The organism is Limimaricola cinnabarinus LL-001 (assembly GCF_000466965.1).
Taxonomy (GTDB): Bacteria; Pseudomonadota; Alphaproteobacteria; order Rhodobacterales; family Rhodobacteraceae; genus Limimaricola; species Limimaricola cinnabarinus.
Genome location: NZ_BATB01000007.1, coordinates 1 through 18,236, shown reverse-complemented (window position 1 = coordinate 18,236; position 18,236 = coordinate 1). Strand labels below are relative to the sequence as shown.

General features: G+C 67.2%; 20 protein-coding genes. 13 read left to right on the top strand and 7 right to left on the bottom strand.

Annotated features, from left to right (window positions below; translation table 11 throughout):
* Positions 1 to 24 precede the first annotated feature (24 nt).
* Entirely contained in the window at positions 25 to 777 is a 753-nt protein-coding gene (locus tag MBELCI_RS04360) for an RlmE family RNA methyltransferase (RefSeq protein WP_021692940.1), read from the top strand.
* Here MBELCI_RS04360 and MBELCI_RS04355 read toward each other — a convergent pair.
* A complete protein-coding gene (locus MBELCI_RS04355; protein ID WP_021692939.1) occupies positions 774 to 1,697 on the bottom strand; it encodes a dihydrodipicolinate synthase family protein in 924 nt (307 codons plus the stop codon). The genes MBELCI_RS04360 and MBELCI_RS04355 overlap by 4 nt on opposite strands.
* Positions 1,694 to 2,401, bottom strand: a complete 708-nt coding sequence (locus MBELCI_RS04350) for a ribonuclease activity regulator RraA (RefSeq protein WP_021692938.1) — start codon at positions 2,399 to 2,401, stop codon at positions 1,694 to 1,696. The genes MBELCI_RS04355 and MBELCI_RS04350 overlap by 4 nt, the downstream gene beginning before the upstream one ends.
* Positions 2,402 to 2,734: 333 nt before the next feature.
* On the opposite strand from MBELCI_RS04350, the gene MBELCI_RS04345 reads away from it, so the two are divergent.
* The 4 genes from MBELCI_RS04345 to MBELCI_RS04330 are packed head-to-tail and all read left to right on the top strand — an operon-like array spanning position 2,735 to position 6,775.
* Positions 2,735 to 3,694 (top strand): cytochrome ubiquinol oxidase subunit II family protein, encoded by a 960-nt coding sequence (locus tag MBELCI_RS04345; RefSeq protein ID WP_131505505.1) that lies wholly within the window; start codon positions 2,735 to 2,737, stop codon positions 3,692 to 3,694.
* On the top strand, positions 3,691 to 5,802 hold the full coding sequence (locus MBELCI_RS04340) for a cbb3-type cytochrome c oxidase subunit I (protein WP_021692936.1): 2,112 nt from the start codon (positions 3,691 to 3,693) through the stop codon (positions 5,800 to 5,802). The genes MBELCI_RS04345 and MBELCI_RS04340 overlap by 4 nt, the downstream gene beginning before the upstream one ends.
* A complete protein-coding gene (locus MBELCI_RS04335) occupies positions 5,799 to 6,428 on the top strand; it encodes a cytochrome c oxidase subunit 3 (protein WP_021692935.1) in 630 nt (209 codons plus the stop codon). The genes MBELCI_RS04340 and MBELCI_RS04335 overlap by 4 nt, the downstream gene beginning before the upstream one ends.
* The gene (locus MBELCI_RS04330; protein ID WP_021692934.1) at positions 6,425 to 6,775 is read left to right on the top strand and encodes a cytochrome o ubiquinol oxidase subunit IV; all 351 of its coding nucleotides are present in this window, start codon (positions 6,425 to 6,427) and stop codon (positions 6,773 to 6,775) included. The genes MBELCI_RS04335 and MBELCI_RS04330 overlap by 4 nt, the downstream gene beginning before the upstream one ends.
* A gap of 24 nt (positions 6,776 to 6,799) precedes the next feature.
* On the opposite strand, the gene chrA is transcribed toward MBELCI_RS04330, so the two are convergent.
* Positions 6,800 to 8,170 (bottom strand): chromate efflux transporter, encoded by a 1,371-nt coding sequence (chrA, locus tag MBELCI_RS04325; protein ID WP_021692933.1) that lies wholly within the window; start codon positions 8,168 to 8,170, stop codon positions 6,800 to 6,802.
* 337 nt (positions 8,171 to 8,507) lie between these two features.
* On the opposite strand from chrA, the gene MBELCI_RS04320 reads away from it, so the two are divergent.
* The 7 genes from MBELCI_RS04320 (at position 8,508) to MBELCI_RS04290 (ending at position 13,848) form a co-directional block, all read left to right on the top strand.
* On the top strand, positions 8,508 to 8,828 hold the full coding sequence (locus MBELCI_RS04320) for a hypothetical protein (protein WP_045319698.1): 321 nt from the start codon (positions 8,508 to 8,510) through the stop codon (positions 8,826 to 8,828).
* Between the two features lie 47 nt (positions 8,829 to 8,875).
* Complete coding sequence (locus MBELCI_RS19155; RefSeq protein WP_052512675.1) at positions 8,876 to 9,550, top strand: cytochrome c; 675 nt, start codon at positions 8,876 to 8,878, stop codon at positions 9,548 to 9,550.
* 52 nt (positions 9,551 to 9,602) lie between these two features.
* Positions 9,603 to 10,526, top strand: coding sequence for a cytochrome c family protein (locus tag MBELCI_RS04310; protein ID WP_021692929.1), 924 nt, complete (start codon positions 9,603 to 9,605; stop codon positions 10,524 to 10,526).
* A gap of 66 nt (positions 10,527 to 10,592) precedes the next feature.
* Positions 10,593 to 11,051 (top strand): c-type cytochrome, encoded by a 459-nt coding sequence (locus MBELCI_RS04305; protein WP_021692928.1) that lies wholly within the window; start codon positions 10,593 to 10,595, stop codon positions 11,049 to 11,051.
* A 98-nt stretch (positions 11,052 to 11,149) separates the two neighbouring features.
* Positions 11,150 to 11,479 (top strand): hypothetical protein, encoded by a 330-nt coding sequence (locus MBELCI_RS04300; protein WP_131505504.1) that lies wholly within the window; start codon positions 11,150 to 11,152, stop codon positions 11,477 to 11,479.
* Positions 11,480 to 11,553: 74 nt separating this feature from the next.
* Positions 11,554 to 13,020, top strand: coding sequence for a multicopper oxidase family protein (locus tag MBELCI_RS04295; RefSeq protein WP_021692926.1), 1,467 nt, complete (start codon positions 11,554 to 11,556; stop codon positions 13,018 to 13,020).
* 201 nt (positions 13,021 to 13,221) lie between these two features.
* On the top strand, positions 13,222 to 13,848 hold the full coding sequence (locus tag MBELCI_RS04290) for a hypothetical protein (RefSeq protein ID WP_045319696.1): 627 nt from the start codon (positions 13,222 to 13,224) through the stop codon (positions 13,846 to 13,848).
* 231 nt (positions 13,849 to 14,079) lie between these two features.
* On the opposite strand, the gene MBELCI_RS04285 is transcribed toward MBELCI_RS04290, so the two are convergent.
* Together MBELCI_RS04285 and MBELCI_RS20945 are read right to left on the bottom strand one after the other, a co-directional pair.
* Positions 14,080 to 14,976 carry a DUF6692 family protein gene (locus MBELCI_RS04285; RefSeq protein WP_021692924.1) on the bottom strand — a complete coding sequence of 299 codons (897 nt, stop codon included), beginning with the start codon at positions 14,974 to 14,976 and terminating at the stop codon, positions 14,080 to 14,082.
* A gap of 13 nt (positions 14,977 to 14,989) precedes the next feature.
* Positions 14,990 to 15,166, bottom strand: coding sequence for a hypothetical protein (locus MBELCI_RS20945; protein ID WP_021692923.1), 177 nt, complete (start codon positions 15,164 to 15,166; stop codon positions 14,990 to 14,992).
* A 274-nt stretch (positions 15,167 to 15,440) separates the two neighbouring features.
* On the opposite strand from MBELCI_RS20945, the gene MBELCI_RS04280 reads away from it, so the two are divergent.
* Entirely contained in the window at positions 15,441 to 15,719 is a 279-nt protein-coding gene (locus tag MBELCI_RS04280) for a metal-sensitive transcriptional regulator (protein WP_045319695.1), read from the top strand.
* 164 nt (positions 15,720 to 15,883) lie between these two features.
* On the opposite strand, the gene MBELCI_RS04275 is transcribed toward MBELCI_RS04280, so the two are convergent.
* Positions 15,884 to 16,315: a DUF411 domain-containing protein gene (locus MBELCI_RS04275; protein WP_021692921.1), complete on the bottom strand. Its 432-nt coding sequence runs from the start codon at positions 16,313 to 16,315 to the stop codon at positions 15,884 to 15,886.
* A gap of 23 nt (positions 16,316 to 16,338) precedes the next feature.
* Entirely contained in the window at positions 16,339 to 17,754 is a 1,416-nt protein-coding gene (locus tag MBELCI_RS04270; RefSeq protein WP_021692920.1) for a multicopper oxidase family protein, read from the bottom strand.
* Positions 17,755 to 18,236 lie beyond the last annotated feature (482 nt).

Below are 18,236 nucleotides of genomic sequence, written 5' to 3'. Positions count from 1 at the left end.
GGTCTCTGATCAGGAGACCTCGGCATGGCCACGACCCCCAAGAAGCCCGGCGCGGGCACCGGAAACACCTCCGGTCGCGGGCAGCGCGACCTGACTGTCAAGGTCAAGACCGCGCGCGGCCGCAAGATGAGCTCCAAGCTCTGGCTCGAGCGGCAGCTCAACGATCCTTACGTGAAGCGCGCCAAGGCCGAGGGCTACCGGGGCCGCGCCGCCTACAAGATCCTGGAGCTCGACGAGAAGTTCCGCTTTCTGGTGCCCGGCGCGCGTGTGGTCGATCTGGGCTGCGCGCCCGGCGGCTGGTGCCAGGTGGCCGTCGCACGGGTCAACGCGCTCGGCGCCAAGTCGGGCAAACAGGTCGGCACCGTGCTGGGCGTCGATCTGCAGGAGGTCGAGCCGATCGCGGGCGCCGAGATCCACCAGCTCGACTTCATGGAGGACGACGCCGATCTGCAGGTCAAGGAATGGCTCGGCGGGGAGGCCGACGTGGTAATGTCCGACATGGCCGCCTCGGCCTCGGGCCACAAGCAGACCGACCACCTCCGGATCATCGCGCTGTGCGAGGCCGCCGCCCATTTCGCCTTCGACGTGCTCAGCCCCGGCGGCACCTTCGTCGCCAAGGTGCTGGCGGGCGGGGCCGAGGGCAGCCTGCAGCAGCTTCTGAAAAAGAAGTTCGACAAGGTGCAGAACGTCAAGCCGCCCGCCTCGCGCTCCGACAGTTCGGAGAAATTCGTCGTTGCGACCGGCTACAAGGGCCGCAACGACGACGACGAGGCCTAGAGACCGCAGCCAGGATCGCGCGCCGCGAGCCGCGCCAGCAGGTAGTCGATCTCGGCGCGCGTGGCCTCGCTCGGGCCGGCGCCGGGGGCGCGCAGGTCGCCATGCGCGATGAAGCCGCGCCGCGCCAGGATGTGCTTGCGCACCGCGAGGCCGACGCCGGGCTGATGCTCATAGCGCAGAAGCGGCAGATGCGCGTCGTAAATGTCCTGTGCCGCGTCGCGGTCGCTGACTGAGAGGTCGACCACGCGGCGCAGCATCTCGGGAAAGGCATAGCCGGTCATTGCGCCATCGGCTCCGCGCGCCATCTCCATGTCGAGAAACAGCGCGCCGTTGCCGCACAGGATCGACAGGGCGCGCATCTCGCCCTCCGCCTGCCAGCGCCGGATCGCCGAGATCTTCTCCAGCCCCGGCCAATCCTCGTGCTTGAGCATCACGCATGACGGGTTCTCGTCCACGACGCGGCGGATCACCGCGTTGGACATGACTACTCCGGTCGCCGTGGGGTGGTCCTGCAGCACGAAGGGCACGTCGCCGCCGATCTGCGCCACGGCCCCCGAGAACCAGCCCGCGATCTGGTCGTCGCTGCGCATCGCGGCGGGGGGCGTCATCATCACGCCTGCTGCCCCCATCTCCATCGCCGCCGCCGAGAGCCGCTTCATCGCCGCGAAGCCCGGCGCGGAGATGCCGACCACCACGGGCAGGCCTTGCGCATGGGCGATCACCTCGCGCACCACCGCAAGGCTTTCCTCGGGCTCGAGCTTTTGCGCCTCACCCATGATCCCGAGGATCGTCAGACCGTCGACGCCGCAGTCGCGGTAGCGTTCGGTCATGCGCCCCAGAGAGGCCATGTCGAGCGCGCCGCTTGGCAAAAACGGCGTCGGCGCGATGGCGAAGACGCCGCGTGTCTCGGCCGAGATCATGACCGGCCCTCCTTCCATGCCGCGTAACGCGCCTTCGTGGCCTCGTTCATCGGGTAGAGGCCGGGCAGCTTCTCGCCGCGCTCGACCTCTTCGACGATCCAGCCTTCGAGGCGCTCCTGCTCGATCGCCTCGGTCGTGACCTCATCGACCAGTGCCGCGGGGATCACCACGGCGCCGTCGGCATCGGCCACGATCACGTCGCCCGGCACCACGCAGACGCCACCGCAGCCTACCGTCTCCTGCCAGCCCACGAAGGTCAGGCCGGCGACGGAGGGTGGTGCTGCGGCCCCGCGCGCCCAGATCGGCAGGCCGGTCTGCATCACCCCGGCGCGGTCGCGGATCACCCCGTCGGTGATGAGCGCCGCCGCCCCGCGCTTGACCATGCGCGCGCACAGGATGTCGCCGAACACACCGGCATCGACGATGCCCATGGCGTCGATCACCGCGATCGCGCCCTCGGGCATTTCCTCGATCGCGGCGCGGGTCGAGATCGGGCTACCCCACGAGGCGGGGGTGGCCAGATCCTCGCGCGCGGGCACGAAGCGGAAGGTGAAGGCCGGGCCGACCACGCGCGTCTCGCCCTCGCGCATCGGCATGGCGCCGCGAATCCACACGTTGCGCAGCCCCTTCTTGAGAAGGATGGTGGTCAGCGTCGCGGTCGTCACCGCGCGCAGCGCGTCGGCGGTTTCGGTCGTAAGTGTCATGGGTGCCTCGTGTTTCTCCCCGCGGTGCCAGCGGCCCCGCCTTGCGGCGCAGAGTGGGAGAGAACGCGGCGCGTGCCAAGATGGGATCGCTCCCGTATGTCGCCTTGAAGGCGTGGTTCGGCTGTGAACGGTTCAGCCGGTCCACGCGGAGCCGCGAGCGGGCAGGTCGGCCCGGTGGGGTTCTGCGGATCAACGCGCCGCGCGGGCCACAGGGGGGACTTGGTAACTGGCTTACCTTGTGGCGTCGCCGGTCTTTCCCGTCACCATTTTCTCTCTAGGTACTGCAGCGATGAAACGACATCGATCAAGTCCCAAGGGGACCGGGGCGGGCTCTTGTCCCAGCCCCTCAAGGCGGCCGACCTTCGGGAGCGGCGCACTGCCATGGCTTCGCAATGCCGCGCGCGAGTAGTCGGTCCGTGGGGGGCATCGACACTCGGTCTGGTGCTCTTGTCGGGCTGCGGTGTTGAGACCTTCCTCGACCCCCAAGGGCCGGTGGCCGCGCAGCAGCGGCTGCATTTCTGGCAGGTCACGGGTCTGATGGCGCTGGTCGTGCTGCCTGTGCTGACGCTGACGCCGTGGTTGCTCTGGCGCTACCGTGATCGCGGCGGCGCGGATTACGAGCCGCGATGGGGCTTCTCGCGGGGGTGGGAGATCGCCCTGTGGGGCGGGCCGGCGCTGGTGGTGGCGGTTCTCGCGGCGTTGCTGTGGATCAACACGACGCGGCTCGACCCCTATGCGCCGCTCGCCTCGGATGCCAATTCGTTGCGGGTGCAGGCCGTGGGATACGACTGGAAATGGCTGTTCCTTTATCCCGATCTCGGCATCGCCAGCGTCGATCTGCTGGCCTTTCCAGCGGGGCGGCCGTTGGAGATCGAGCTGACCTCGGCCACGGTGATGCAGTCGTTCTTCGTCCCCGCGCTCGGCAGTCAGGTCTATGCCATGGGCGGCATGTCGACATGGCTGCATCTCGGGGCGGATGCACCGGGGCGGTTCAGGGGCGAGAACTCCCAATACAACGGCGAGGGCTTCCATATGCAGAAGTTCGAGGCCGTTGCGATGGACGAGGCGGCGTTCGAGGGTTGGGCGCAAAATGCCGCGACGGCGTCGGCCCTTGATACGGCGGCGCTGGACGCCTTGGAGCAAAAGGGCGTGGCCTCCGATCTGGCCCACGCACTGGACCGCCCCAGCGACGATATCCTGTTCGGCGGCCTGCCGGACGACCTTTTCGCGCGGGTGATGGCGGAGACCGCCAAGGCCCCGATGGCCCCGCATGACATGGCAGCCGGTCGATGACGCTCGCCGGTCTCCTCGATGCCGCGCTGGGGCGGCTCGACTGGAATGCCCTGCCGTTCTGGGAAATGGTGACGCATCCGAGCGCGTCGAGCATCATCAACGGCCTTATCGCCAGCGGAGCGGCCGGGATCATGGTGCTGGGCGCGCTGGTCACCATCTGGGCGCTGACCCGGCATCGGCTCTGGGGGACGCTTTGGCGTGATTGGCTGACCAGCCTCGATCACAAGAAGATCGGCATCATGTATGTCGTGCTCGCCTTCGTGATGTTGGCGCGGGCGCTGGCCGAGGCGTCGGTGATGCGCACGCAGCAGGCGGTGGGTCTGGGGGGCGGCTTTCTCAGCCCCGAGCATTTCGGCCAGCTGTTTTCGACCCATGGCACGATCATGATCTTTTTCATGGCGATGCCGTTCCTGACCGGCGTCATCAACTTCGTCATGCCGTTGCAGATCGGCGCGCGCGACGTCGCGTTTCCGCTGTTGAACTCCGTCAGCCTCGCGCTCACCGCGGCGGGCGCGGCGCTCGTCATGGCGTCGCTCTTGTTCACGCCGTTCTCGATCGGCGGCTGGAGCGGGTATCCGCCCTTCACCGAGACCGGCTTCAGCCCCGATGTCGGGCCCGACTACTGGATCTGGGCGGTGACGCTGTCCTCGCTGGGCACGACGCTGGCGGGGATGAACTTCGCGGTGACGATCTACAAGAAGCGCGCGCCGGGCATGACGATGTTCCGGATGCCGCTGTTCTGCTGGACCGCGCTGTGCGTGTCGATCCTGATGATCTTCGCGATGCCGCCGTTGACGCTGGCGACCTCGATGCTGGCGCTCGACCGCTATCTGGGTTTTCACTTCTTCACCAATACCGGCGGCGGCGATCCGATGCTCTATGCCAACATGTTCTGGCTGTTCGGGCATCCGGAGGTCTACATCCTGATCCTGCCCGCCTTCGGCGTCTATTCCGAGGTGATCTCGACCCTCTCGGGCAAGAAGCTCTATGGCTACACCTCACTGGCGCTGGCCACGATCTGCATCGCGGTGCTCTCCTTCACCGTCTGGGTACATCACTTCTTCACCATGGGACAGTCGGCCTCGCTCAACGCGGTCTTCGGCATCGCGACGATGCTGATCGGCATCCCCACCGGGGTGAAGGTCTATGACTGGATGCTGACGCTCTACCGCGGCCGCGTGCGTCTGGGCGTCCCGATGATCTATGCGGCGGGCTTCCTGATGCTCTTTGTCATCGGCGGGGCCACCGGCATCGTGCTGGCCAATCCAAGCCTCGACTACGTCACCCACAACACGCTGTTTCTGGTCGCGCATTTCCACAACATGCTGATCCCCGGCCTGCTTTTCGGTATGCTCGCGGCCTATGCCTTCTGGTTTCCCAAGGCCTTCGGCTTCAGGCTCGAGGAAAAATGGGGCCGCCGTGCCGCCGTCTCATGGATCGCCGGCTTCATCCTCGCCTTCTTTCCGCTCTACGGCCTGGGGCTTCTGGGTATGCCGCGCCGGACGGTGGCGTTCCTCGAGCCGGCCTATCTTCCCTTCACGCTCATAGCCCTCGTCGGGGCGGGGCTGGTTCTTTTTGCCTTCGGCTGCCTCGTCGCACAGCTCGTCGTCTCGATCCGCGAGCGCGATATGCGCCGGGTGCCCGTGGGCGATCCGTGGGACGGGCGCAGCCTCGAATGGTCGATCCCGGCGCCAGCGCCGGAGTGGAACTTTGCCGTGCTGCCGAAGGTGGAGACACGCGACCCGTTCACCGAGGCCAAGGAGCAAGGGCGCGCCTACCGGTCGCCCGAGGGTTACGAGGACATCGAGATGCCGAGGCACAGCGCCGTCGGCCCGATCGTCGGTATCGCAGGGTTCGCCTGCGCCTTCGGCCTCGTCTGGTATATGTGGTGGCTGGCGATCTCGGGGGCGCTTTTGAGCCTCGGAGCGATGCTGGCGCGCGGCTTTGCGCGCGACACGGTGCGGATCATTGCGGCAGCGGAGGTTCGCGAGGCGCATGAAAGCTGGCTGGCCATGGTGCGCGCCACGCCGCGCATCCCCCGGCACGAGGAGAACACACCCGCAAATCTCGGACATGCGATCCCGGCCTCACAGGAGGAGCAGTCATGAACACCGAAACCGGTCGGCACCCCGGCCTCAACCTCGGCAGCGGCCATGCCGAGGCGCATGGCGAGGCCGAAGCGCTGGTTTTCGGTTTCTGGGTCTTCATGATGAGCGATCTCGTGACCTTCGGCCTGCTGCTCGCCACCTATGTGACGATGCTCGACAACCTTGCGGGTGGGCCGGGGCCGAAGGACCTGTTCGAGCTGAAGCCCGTCTTCATCGAGACCCTCGTGTTGCTGACCTCAAGCCTGACCTACGGCATGGCGATCCTGTCGCTGAAGCACGACCCGGGACGCCGCCTGCGCCCGGTGCTGGCGTGGCTCGGGCTGACGCTGATGCTTGGCCTTGCCTTCGTCGCGATGGAGGCCAAGGATCTGCACGCGCTGCAGGCCAAGGGCGGTGCGCCGCAGCGCAGCGGTTTCCTCTCGGCCTTCTGGGCGCTGGTGCCGCTGCACGCACTGCACGTTGCCGCCGCCGCGCTCTGGCTCGTGGCAATCGCGGCGCAGATCTGGCGCTTCGGTCTTGATACGCCGGTCAAGACGGCACTGCTGCGCTTGGGCGTGTTGTGGCACTTCCTCGACGTGGTCTGGATCGCCATCGTCTCGGTCGTTTTTCTCGGAGGCCTCGCATGACCGCACCCGTCGAAACCGAGGACGAGACCGGCACGCCGGACGGCACGCCTCGGCAGGAGCTTCGCTCCTATCTGTGGGGCTACGGGCTGTCACTGCTGTTGACGCTGCCGGTGTTCGGGGCGGTCGCGTGGGACTGGCTGGCGCGCGCGACGCTGTGGTGGGCGATCGGCGCGGCGGCGCTGGCGCAGGTGGCGGTGCAGTTCCGGTTCTTCCTGCATATCCGGCTGAAAGGGCAGGCCAAGGAGGATCTACAACTCATCCTCTTCACCGCGCTGATCCTTGGCATGATGGGCGGCGGCACGATCTGGATTCTGCACAACCTCGATGGCCGGATGGGCGGGCCCTAAAGACCTAGGAATCGTGCACCGAAATCAGGCCAGGCCCCCGAGGCCCATCGCGATCCCCAGCGCCGCGCTGACCGCCAGCACCGTCATCGGGCCGAGGCGAAACCGGAAGACTGTGATCGCCGCCAGCGTCACGAGCGCCAGCGCCGCGACATCAAGCGAGCCGAGCACGGGCACCTCCATGTCGATCCCCCCGCCGGTGATCGTCCGGACCTCGTCGAAGACGACATGCAGACCGAACCAGATCGCGAGGTTCAGGATCACGCCCACCACCGCGGCGGTGATCGCCGTCATCGCCGCGGTCAGGGTCACGTTGCCGCGCAGCCGCTCGATGAAAGGCGCGCCGAGAAAGATCCACAGGAAGCAGGGCGCGAAGGTCACCCATGTGGTGAGCAGCCCGCCCAGCGTGCCCGCCACCAGCGGCGGCAGGCCGCCCGCCTCGCGAAACGCCCCCATGAAGCCGACGAACTGCGTCACCATGATCAGCGGCCCGGGCGTCGTTTCGGCCATGCCCAGCCCGTCGAGCATCTCGCCCGGGGCGAGCCAGCCGAAATTCTGCACCGCCTCCTGCGCGACATAGGCCAGCACCGCATAGGCCCCGCCGAAGGTCACCACCGCCATGACACTGAAAAACCCCGCGATCTGCGAATAGACATGGGCCGGTCCCGCCAGCGCGAAGATGAGCGCGACCGGGGCCAGCCACAGCACGAGGAGCACCGACGAGATCCGAAGCGCCCAGCCGCGGTTGACGAGCGTGTGCTCGGGCGTTTCCTCGCCCAGGAGGGTCTCGGCGTCATCCACCTCGGGACGGCCCAGTCCGCCATGCCCGCCGCCGCCGCGGAACGCCGCCAGACCCGCGCGGACGCCGAGATAGCCGATCGCCCCGGCCGTCAGGATGATCAGCGGAAAGGGCACGCCGAAGACGAAGATCGCCACGAAGGAGGCGGCGGCGATGGCCAGCATCGCCACGTTCCTCAAAGCCCGCGTGCCGATGCGGATCACCGCCTGCACGACGATGGCCAAAACGGCCGCCTTCAGCCCGAAGAACAGCGCTTCGACCGGTCCGACATCGCCGTAAAGGGCGTAGACCCAGCTCAGCACCATGATCGCGACGATGCCGGGCAAAACGAACAGCACGCCTGCCACGATGCCACCCCGGGTGCGGTGCATCAGCCAGCCGATATAGACGGCGAGCTGCATCGCCTCGGGGCCGGGCAGGAGCATGCAGTAGTTGAGCGCGTGCAAAAAGCGCCGCTCGCCCAGCCATCTTTCCTCCTCGACGAGGATGCGGTGCATCAGCGCGATCTGACCGGCTGGCCCCCCGAAGCTGAAAAGCCCGATGCGGGCCCAGATGAGGGTGGCCTCGGACAGGGTCGGGTAGGGGCGGTCATGTGTCATTCCGGGCTCGGTCTGTTCATGGGCCAGTCATGCGTCTTGTACTTGGCGATGCGCAGCGCATCACGGGGATGTCAAGATCGCGCCGCTGCTGCGCGCCGCCAGCCCCGATCACGGCCCCGGTCACAGAAAAGCGGTTCTTTGCCGGTCGCACCTGAAAGGCGGCTCCGGGCGATATCCGTGCCTTGAGCGGCGCCTCATGGTCCCGGCTCCGCCGCCCAGCATCCGAAGCGGCAAATCGCCACCTCTTGACGGTCGCGCGCGGCCGATGCTTTCGAAACGGCGTGCGATGAAGTAGGGGTGGAAACACCCGACGTTGCGCGAGAGAGCCGGACGCCTGATGAAGACTTGGATGCCCCTTTGTGTCTTGCGGATCATGGTTGCGGTGTCGCTGCTCATCGGCACCATGGCCTTCGAGGCAAAGCACGCGCATGCAAGCCCTGTCGGGATCAGCACCGAAGAGCAGCACCGCGATCAATCCTCCCACGCGAAAACCAACTGTCATGCGGCGCTCAGATGCAATGCCCTGACTATGGGCGACGGCATCGTCCTGCCGGTGCGTGAAGTGCGCGCGCGGCGGCTCAGTCCCACGCCCCGGCACGATCGTGGATCGGGCCATATCCTCCGGATCGCGACGCCGCCCCCTCGATCGCCGGTTTGAGCCCTTCTTCAAACCGGACAAGCGAGTGAGAGATGAACCCATACAGAATGACGGCCATCGCCCTGACGGCGATCATGGCCGCGGCCGTGGCGGGCGCGCATAACGGCGCCACCGGCGTGGTGCGCGAACGGATGGAAGGCATGGTCGCGATGCGCGATGCCATGCGCGACCTGACACCGATGATGCGCGGCGAGGCACCGCACGACCAATCGGCGGTCGCGGCCGCCGGGCGCGCGATCGCGCAACATGCGGGCGAGGCGATGACGGCGCTTTTCCCGGAGGGAAGCGGTGGCGGCGTGTCTTTTGCCAAGGAAGCGGTCTGGGCCGCGCCTGACGACTTCTCGGCGCTGGCCGAGGAGTTGCGCCGCCATGCCGAGGGGCTGGTGACCGCAGCGCCCAACCCCACCGCGCCGACGAATGATGCGCATGCGGGCATGGATATGGGCACAAGTGCCGATACGGGCGGACAAGCCGGCATGGACATGAGCGGTCAGGCCGGCATGGACATGAGCAAACATGCGGGCATGGACATGGGCGGGGCGGCGGAGCCGCTATCCGGCCCCGGCGCGTCCTATTCGGTGGCACAGCTCATGGGGCTCGAGTCGCGGAAGGCCGCGACCCAGCCCGGCGGCCACAGATCGGGGTGGGAAGTGATCCGGTCTCCATGGAGAGCAACGCGCCGGATTATGCCTCCATGGCGGCGAGCGATGTGTTTCGCATGATCGGCGAGACCTGTTCGGCCTGCCACGGCCGCTACCGGTCGGGGAGTTGAGCATGAAGGGACTTCTCAGGGGTGTCATCCTGCTGGGCGTGATGGCGGGCGGGGCTTATGCCGGGCTGCGCGTGTGGCCCATCGGGGACACGCCCTCGCGCATCACTCTCGAGGGCGACGCACGGCGCGGCGCCTATCTGGCGCGGGCCTCGGGCTGCGTCGCCTGTCACACCGACACGGCGGCGGATGGCCCGGCGCTCGCGGGCGGCGCGCCTCTCGACACGCCCTTCGGCAGCTTTGCGCCGCCCAACATCACGCCCGATTTCGCGCATGGCATCGGCGGCTGGAGCAAGGACGATCTGGCGCGCGCGCTGCGCGAGGGAATATCGCCCGAAGGCGCGCCCTATTACCCGGCCTTTCCCTTCGAGTTCTACGCGGGCTTTTCGGATCAGGACATCGCGGATCTCTGGGCGGCGCTGGCCAGCGTGCCGCCGGTGGCCGAGACGCGGGCCGAGAGCGATGTCGCATTCCCGTTCAGCATCCGCGCAGGGCTGAAGCCCTGGCGTGCGACGGCGCTCCGCGAAGCCGAGACCGCGCCGGTGCTGGGCCGATCCGAGGAGTGGAACAGGGGCCGCGAACTGGTCGATGGGGCCGCGCATTGCGGGGCCTGCCATACTGGGCGCGGCCTTCTGGGCGGGCTCGACGCGCGGCCCTTCGGTGGCAATGACGACCTGCCCGGCGGCTCCGCAGCACCGTCGATCCGTGCCGACGACCTCAGGGAGGAGGGCTGGACCGCAAGCGCTCTGGCCTATGCGCTCGAGACCGGGATCACCCCTTCGGGCGACGTGTTCGGCGGCTCCATGGCCGAAGTGGTGGAGCAGGGGACCAGCTTTCTCGATGAGGCCGACAGACGGGCCATCGCCACCTATCTGCTCGACGCCACGCTCGCCCCGAAAGCCTCCGACGCGCTTGCGCAGCTGCGCTGATCCTTCGGACCAAATCACCGGCGCGCCAAGCTGCGCGGCGGATCGAACCCATTCGAAAGAAGACTGATGAACAAGACGATGATATTCGGCGCCACGGGCGTCATCCTTGCCGGCGGGCTGCTGTGGATCGCCTCGACACCCGATGACGGCGGCATGGCCGGACACTCCATGACCCCGCCCGATACCTCCGAAATCGCACAGGGCGCGCCGATCGCGCAGGTCGCGCTGCCCGCCGCGCTTGATGAGCAGGCGCAGATGGGCAAGCGGGCTTTCGAGGCCGTCTGCGCCGACTGCCACGGCGCGAACGCCGCGGGGCAGAACGGCATCGCGCCGCCATTGGTGCACAAGACCTATGAGCCAAGCCACCATGGCGACTACGCCTTTCTCGCCGCCGTGCGCAACGGCGTGAGATCGCATCACTGGGGCTTTGGCGACATGCCCCCGATCGACGGGCTGACGGACGCGGATGTCACCAATGTCGTGGCCTATGTACGCGCGCTCCAACGCGAAAACGGCATCGACTGAGGCGGCGTGGCAAGGCGCGCGGCATGGCGCCGATGTGATCTCGCCCCCCTGCGCGGCCCCTTGCGCTGCGCGCGGGACCTGCCATGTGTCGCCGTGTCATGAGCCATCGAATCCGCCTCCCCGCCGCCTTGCCCGCCCTTTTGGGGGTGGTGCTTTTGCTGCTGGCGTCGTCGGGCTTTGGCGGTGGCGCGGCCGAGACGCCGGGGGCTTCTATCCACCAGGCCGAGCATCATGTCCCCAAGGGGCATCACGACATCGCGCATGACGCGGCCTGTGCTCTGATGTGCCTTGCACAGCGCCCTGTCGGCGCCGGTCCCGAAGGCTACCGCGTCCTCGCGCGCGGGGCGGAAGGGCCTTGGAGCCAGTTGCGGCTTTCGGTCGAGGGGCGCACGCCCGCGCCGCCATGGCATCCGCCCGAGATCGTCTGACTTTCTCCGTGTTCTCTCCCGGTCCGCCGGGGCCCTTCACGCGCGGCGCAACACGCCGCAAGGATGACAGACAGATGACCCAGATTTCCCGCCGCGGCTTTCTCGCCGCCAGCGCGGCCATGGCCACCACCCTTTCCATGCCCGGCTTCGCCCGAGGCCAAACCGCGGCGCTCGCGCTGCGCGCCACCCGCCGGACGCTCGACATCGAGGGGCGCGCGGCGTCCGTCATGGGCGTGCTCGGCCCCGATGGCCGTCCCGGCCTGACCCTCGATCCCGGCCAGCGCTTCGCCGTCCGGCTCGAGAACCAGCTCGACGTCGAGACGCTCATTCACTGGCACGGGCAGATCCCGCCCAACGCGCAGGACGGCGTGCCGAACCTGCCGATGCCGCCGCTGGCGCCGGGCGAAAGCCGCGACTACGACTTCGCGCCGATGCCGGGCACCCACTGGATGCACAGCCACATCCCGACGCAGGAGCTCGGCATGCTCGCCGCACCGCTGATCGTGCGGCGGCCCGAAGACCTCGCTGCCGACCGCCAAGAGGTGGTGATGTTCCTGCACGATTTCTCCTTCAAGGCGCCCGAGGAGGTGATGGAGGAGATCACCTCCGGCATGGCGATGCAGGGCATGGATCACGGTGCCATGTCGGCGATGGGCGGGATGCGCATGGATGGCGCGATGGCTGGCATGGACCATGGGTCCATGACCGGCTCCGAGCCGATGACCGCCGATCTCAACGATTACGACTTCGACGCCTATCTCGCAAATGACCGCACCCTGTCGGACCCCGAGGTGGTGAGCGTGGAGCCGGGTGGGCGGGTGCTGCTGCGGGTGATCAACGCCGCGGCCGCCACAACCTTCTGGATCGACAGCGGCACCGCCCCGGCGCGGCTGGTCGCCGTCGATGGTCATCCGGTACAACCGCTTCCGGGCCGCCGCTTCGCCGCCGCGATGGCGCAACGGCTCGACATCGAGATCGACCTGCCGGGCGGTGGCGCCTTCCCGATCCTCGCGCTGCGCGAGGGCGCCGTCGAGCGCACCGGGATCGTGCTGGCGAGCAAGGGCGCGCAGGTCGAGAAGATCATCGGCACCGCCGGGCAGGCCGCCCCCGCCTTCGATCTCAAGCTCGAACAGGAGGGGATCTTGCGTGCCGTGTCGCCGTTGGCCGAGCGTGCGGTGGACCGCAAACAGATGGTGATGCTCGGCGGTCAGATGGAGCCCTATGTCTGGACCATCGACGGCAAGGTCTGGGAAGAGCGTCAGCCGGTCCCCGCGATCAGCGGCGAGCGGGTGGAGTTGATGTTCCACAACATGTCGTCGATGGGGCACCCGATGCACCTGCACGGGCACGTGTTCCAGGTCGTCGAGATCAACGGGGTGCGCTTCTCGGGCGCGCTGCGCGATACGGTCTATGTGCCGCCGATGGCGGCCGTCACCGTGGCGCTCGACGCGGGCGAGGCGGCGCGCTGGATGCTGCATTGCCACCAGATGCCACACCTCGCGAGCGGCATGATGACCGAATTCGCCGTTCAGGCGGGCTGAGCCAACAGCGGCTGCCCGCCACGGGGCAGCCGTGACCCTCGATGCGCCACGGCAAGGCCGATGGCCTCCGGGCGCATCCATTTTCCGAAGAAATGCGCGTTTTCGCCCGCTTGCGGGGGGCGACGCGATCCGGTGCCCCGGCCTCGACATCGAGGCCGGACTCTAGACGAACCCCAGCAACACAACGAAAGTTTCGACCAGATGTCGACGAATGCTCAACCCAACGAAGTAACCTTCACCGCCCCGTGGGAGGTCTTCAAACCCTACTTCTCCTATCTCACCATGTTCCTCGGTATGGGCCTGATCTCGGGCTCGCTCGTGCACGCGGCGCAGCCGGACATGCGGTCCTATGCTCTGGCTCTCATGGCCATCGGTGCCGCGCTCTTCGCCTTCGGCTCCTATCTCAACGAGGTGCTGTTCAAGACGGGCATCCTCGGCGACAGCGTCCTGAAATACGTGTCGGTCTCGCTTTTGCTGGCGGTCGGCATCGGCATGGTGTCAGGCGCGGCGCAGCATTTCTACGACACGCCGATTTTTGCGAGCTGGAGCGCGCCGATCGGCGTCTTCGTCTCCTCGCTCGCCTTCGCGATCCGGCAGGGCTACGTGCTGCATCGCCGGAACTGGATGCTGATGATCGTCGGCGGCCTCGTCTTCGCCTCGGTCTTCCATCTGGGCCTGCGCGCATATGCGGAGAGTTTGCCGATGAGCCCGGGCCATCATGGCGGGGCGTCCCCGGCGGCGCATGTGGATGATCATGCGGGCGGTCACGGCGAGCTCGGTGACACGCTCGCGATACCCGCGGATCAGGGGACGATGTCCGGACACTGAGTCTGGCATGGTCCGGCGGCCGATCCGTCGATAGCATCCGCTCGAACACGGCGCAAACATCGCCAAGCCCGGTTCGAGCCGCTGACCGTCGGAAACGAAACCGGCCGCCCCATGGAGGGGCGACCGTTGTGATGGCGTTCTTCACTCTGACATCTGCGTGGCCGAACCCGACCACCCGACCACGTACGCCGCCACCGATCCCCTGCGAGCCGGTGGCGGCGATCGTACGGATCAAACAGCGCAGTCGAGGAAGCCGCGATATCCGACGGTGAGACCGCGATCGAGGTGGAACACCATCTCCGCGTCCGCGCGGCGCAGGCCGGGGTTCTCTTCGGTCCAGTCGGCCTCGGGGTCTGGCGTCACGGTGATCTCGGTGCCTTCCGCGGTGAGGCGCGCGCCGTCGTTCAGCGTATCCACCGCAACCGTCGCGTCGGCGGCGAGCGAGATCAGAGTGCCCGACAGCTTGATTGCGCCGCTCTCGCCGGCCATGGCGAGGATCGGCTCGCCTTCGTTCGTGCGGCGGAACTCGCAGGCAGCCCCCGCCTCCAGCACGGTCTCGACCTCTTCGGGCTTGAGGCCCTCGGGATCGAGCCCGGCCAGCTCGGCCGACCCCAGCGCCTCATCGACGGTGCCTTCGGAGGCCGGGGCCTCCGGCTCGCCCAGCTCCGGCGCCGCGGCGTCGCCGTTCTCCTCGATGTCGGCGATCAGGTAGCGCATTTCGCCGATCTCCTTGCGCTGCGCCGCGATGATCTCGTCGGCAAGCTTGCGGACCCGCGGGTCCGAGATGTTGGCCCGCTCCGAGGTCATGATAGCGATCGAGTGGTGCGGGATCATCGCGCGCATGTAGCTGGTGTCGCCCACCGTGGCCTGACCGCGCACGAGCCACAGCGTCAGGCCGAAGACCACGACCGCACCGGCGTAGATCGCGATGTTGATCGCGCGGCTGGCATACATCGACAGCATGAAGCTGAGCATGATCACCGCCATCACGGCCCCCATCAGGAGGGCCATGTAGGTGCGAGTCTCGCTGAAGAAGAGGTGCTCGAAGGCGTAGGTGTTGATGTACATCAGCCCGAACATCACGATCGTCGAGGTCGCGATCATCGCGGCAAAGCGCCAGTAGGACATGGGGGTCTCCTTGTTACTCGGTATGGGGAAAAGTGATGCCGCCATGTCCGCCGGCGGTAGCGGCAAGGCACTGGCAGGTCTCCGGCTGCGGGCCGGGGAGTTCGTTGAGGGTAGCGGCGATTCTGCCCATCGCCGCCACGTCATGATCGAGGTCGAAAACCGGCGTGCCCGACATCGTCGCGCCGTTCATGGCCAGACAAAAGATTTTGGGACCGAGCGTGTCAGGGGCCGCTGCCGTTTCGATAGGAGAATCAGCAGGGGCCTTGTTCCTATCATCCTGCGGATCGGTCGCTGACCGACCGCCGAGTCTCCCGTGACGAGGCATGCGCGCATGGCGACCAGGCTCATGGCAAGTTTCCTTGCTGCAAAGGCACCAATCAGCGCCCGATCTTCGACGATACCCTCTTGGGGTATGGCGGGAACCATCGTCCGGTCGAATGGTTCCAAGTTCGGAGGCGAACGACATGCAGGAAAAGCAGAACAAGGTGGCGATACAGAAGCGTCTCGCGCGCCTCGAGGGCCAAGTCAGGGGCATCTCCCGGATGGTTGAAGAGGACCGCTACTGCGTCGACGTGCTGATGCAGACAGCGGCGGTACGCTCGGCGCTCAGGTCTGTGGAGCGGCTCCTGATCGAGGATCATGCCAACCATTGCATGGAGGCGGCGATCCAGTCGGGCGATCCCGACCAGCAGCGCACCAAGTTCCAAGAGATGGTCGCGCTCCTCGAAAAAGCACGGGACTGACCGAGGGGGTCGCCTCATCCTCATCGACCCGCAGGTCGCAGCCGCACATCGAAGCCTCACGTTCCGTCGGCGCGCAGAGATCTTCCGTCTGCGGCAGCCTTGGTTACGGTCATGAAGGATCCACGGTCGCAGGGCCGACGCGGTTCCGCGCCGGCCCGCAAGCCTTACTCGGCCGGGTAGGGGCGGGGCATGCCCTCGGCGTCGATCATCACCACGTCGAGTTCGGCCTCCGGGTCGTCGCCCATACCCGGTGCGCCCATCGGCATGCCGGGCAGGCTCAGGCCGATCGCCTCGGGCTTTTCGGTAAGAAAGCGCGACAGGATGTCGGCGGGCACGTGCCCGCTGACCGCGTAGCCGTCGATCAGCGCGGTGTGGCAGCCCTGCTGGCCAAGCGGAATCCCGGCCTCGGCGTTGACCGTGGCGAGGTCGTAGGTCTCGACGATCTCGACCTCGTAGCCGTTCTCACGAAGGTATTCGGCATGGGCCGCGCAGCAGCCGCAGTTCGGGTCCTTGTAGAGGGTCATGGTGCCCGCCAGTACCGGCAGGGCGGTGAGGCTGAACAGCGTGGCGGTGGCGAGGGTCCTGAGGCTTTTCATCTGTCGTTTCCTTGTGTTTCAAATCAGACCGCGTCGGCGACGCGGATCAGTGCCGCCATCCCGGCGGATTGGTGGGCGAGGACATGGCAATGCAACATCCAATCGCCCGGGTTGTCGGCCTGGAACGCGATCTCGACGCGCTCCTCGGGGGCCATGAGAACGGTGTCGCGCCATTCGCGATGCGCAGTCGGTCGGCCATCGCGCGACATCACGCGAAAGACGTGGCCATGCAGGTGGATCGGGTGCCACCAGCCGGTGCGGTTCTCAAGCCGGAGAACATGCGAGCTGCCATGCTCGGCCGCGATCAGCGGCGGGCCGTCATGACCGTCCGAGGCGCGCCCGTTGACGAACCACATCCGACCTTGGCGCATCTGCTCGATCATGGCCGGTGCTTCGTCACCCATCATCATCTGCCCCATCATGCCACCGTTGAAAACGATGTCGTGCCGCACTGCACCCGCCAAATCAGGCTCGGACAGCGGATTGGGCGCGAGCGCCATGTCCCAGTCAGGCGCACGTGCGCGCAGCGGCGTATCGCCATGCGCTAATGTGGCGACGTCATAAGCATCGCCAGAGCGGAACAGATCGCGCACCGTCATCGCCGCGCCCGGCTCGCCAGTGGCGTCGAGCACGATATCGGCCCGCATGCCCGGCCCGACCAACACCACGCCGCCCTCTGGTGCATGCGGCGCAACCGGCTGGCCGTCGAGCGCGACGACGACAGGGGCGAGCGAGCCGAAATCGAGCGCGAGGACACGCGCCGTCGCGGCGTTGACGATCCTGATGCGCAACCGCTCGTTCGGCACGACCTCGATGCGCGGCGCGGGCCGGCCGTTCAGCGTGACATGGCTGCCGATCCGCCCGCCATGCATCGCGTCATGGGCGCTGTCGAAGCCGGGCGCGACCTCTCCACCACGCTCGAGCCGCCAGTCCTGAAGCATCCAGACGAGATCGCGATCGACCCGGATCGGGGTGTCTTCCTCGACGATCAGCGCGCCAGCGAGGCCTCGGCCCAGCTGTTCGGCACCGCCCATATGCGGGTGATACCAGTAGGTTCCGGCATCAAGCAGATCGAACTCGTAGAGGAAATCCTCGCCCGGCCCGATCGGCGGCTGGGTGAGGTGCGCCACACCGTCCATGGCGTTCGGCACCCGCAACCCATGCCAGTGAATACTCGTCGGCCTGTCGAGATGATTGCGCGCGCGTAGCTGCAACCGCTCTCCTTGACGAAAGCGAAGCTCGGGGCCCGGAAGGGCGCTGTCATAGGCCCAGACAGGCGTGGCCGGGCGGGGCGGCGGAAGCAGTTGGGCCCACGAGGAGCCGATGGACAGGTCGATCGTCGCGCCCGCCTCGGACGGGGTGGGCAGCAGCACCGCGCCGCCGAGCGCCGCGGCGCCCGAAAGAAAGCCCCTCCGGGAGAGGCTGGTCAAGTTTGTCATTTTGGATATCCTTGATCGGATCGCGCCGCGCAGGCGCGGCTTTGCCCCTCGGGGCGAACGACATCAGACCAAGTGGCGGGGTGGCTCCAACAACGGGGTCGGTCGGGTGCTTGCCGATGGGCCGCGATCGAAATCCACGGTCAGATCACGGCCTTGAGGATCGAACACGCGCGCAGTCGCCTGCGCGCCCGAAGCAGCGAGCACCGACCCACAAGGAGCGGTCGTCTCACAATGGGCGCCTCCCATGCTTGTCTCCTCCGGACAGTCCGAGCAGTTGGACATCCTCTGTGTCGAGGCGACATCGTGCACACCAGACATCGGCCCGGCCGCGGCGGACGAAAGCTGCGTCGCCAAACCGAACAACAGCAGGCAGAGGGCAAGGACACGGGCCATGCGTTTTATATGGTCTCTTCCGGCCGGCTTCTTCAAGAGCCAAGGGTCCGTTGTTCATAGTGTCACGGGTGAGGTGCTCCCCGATCCCT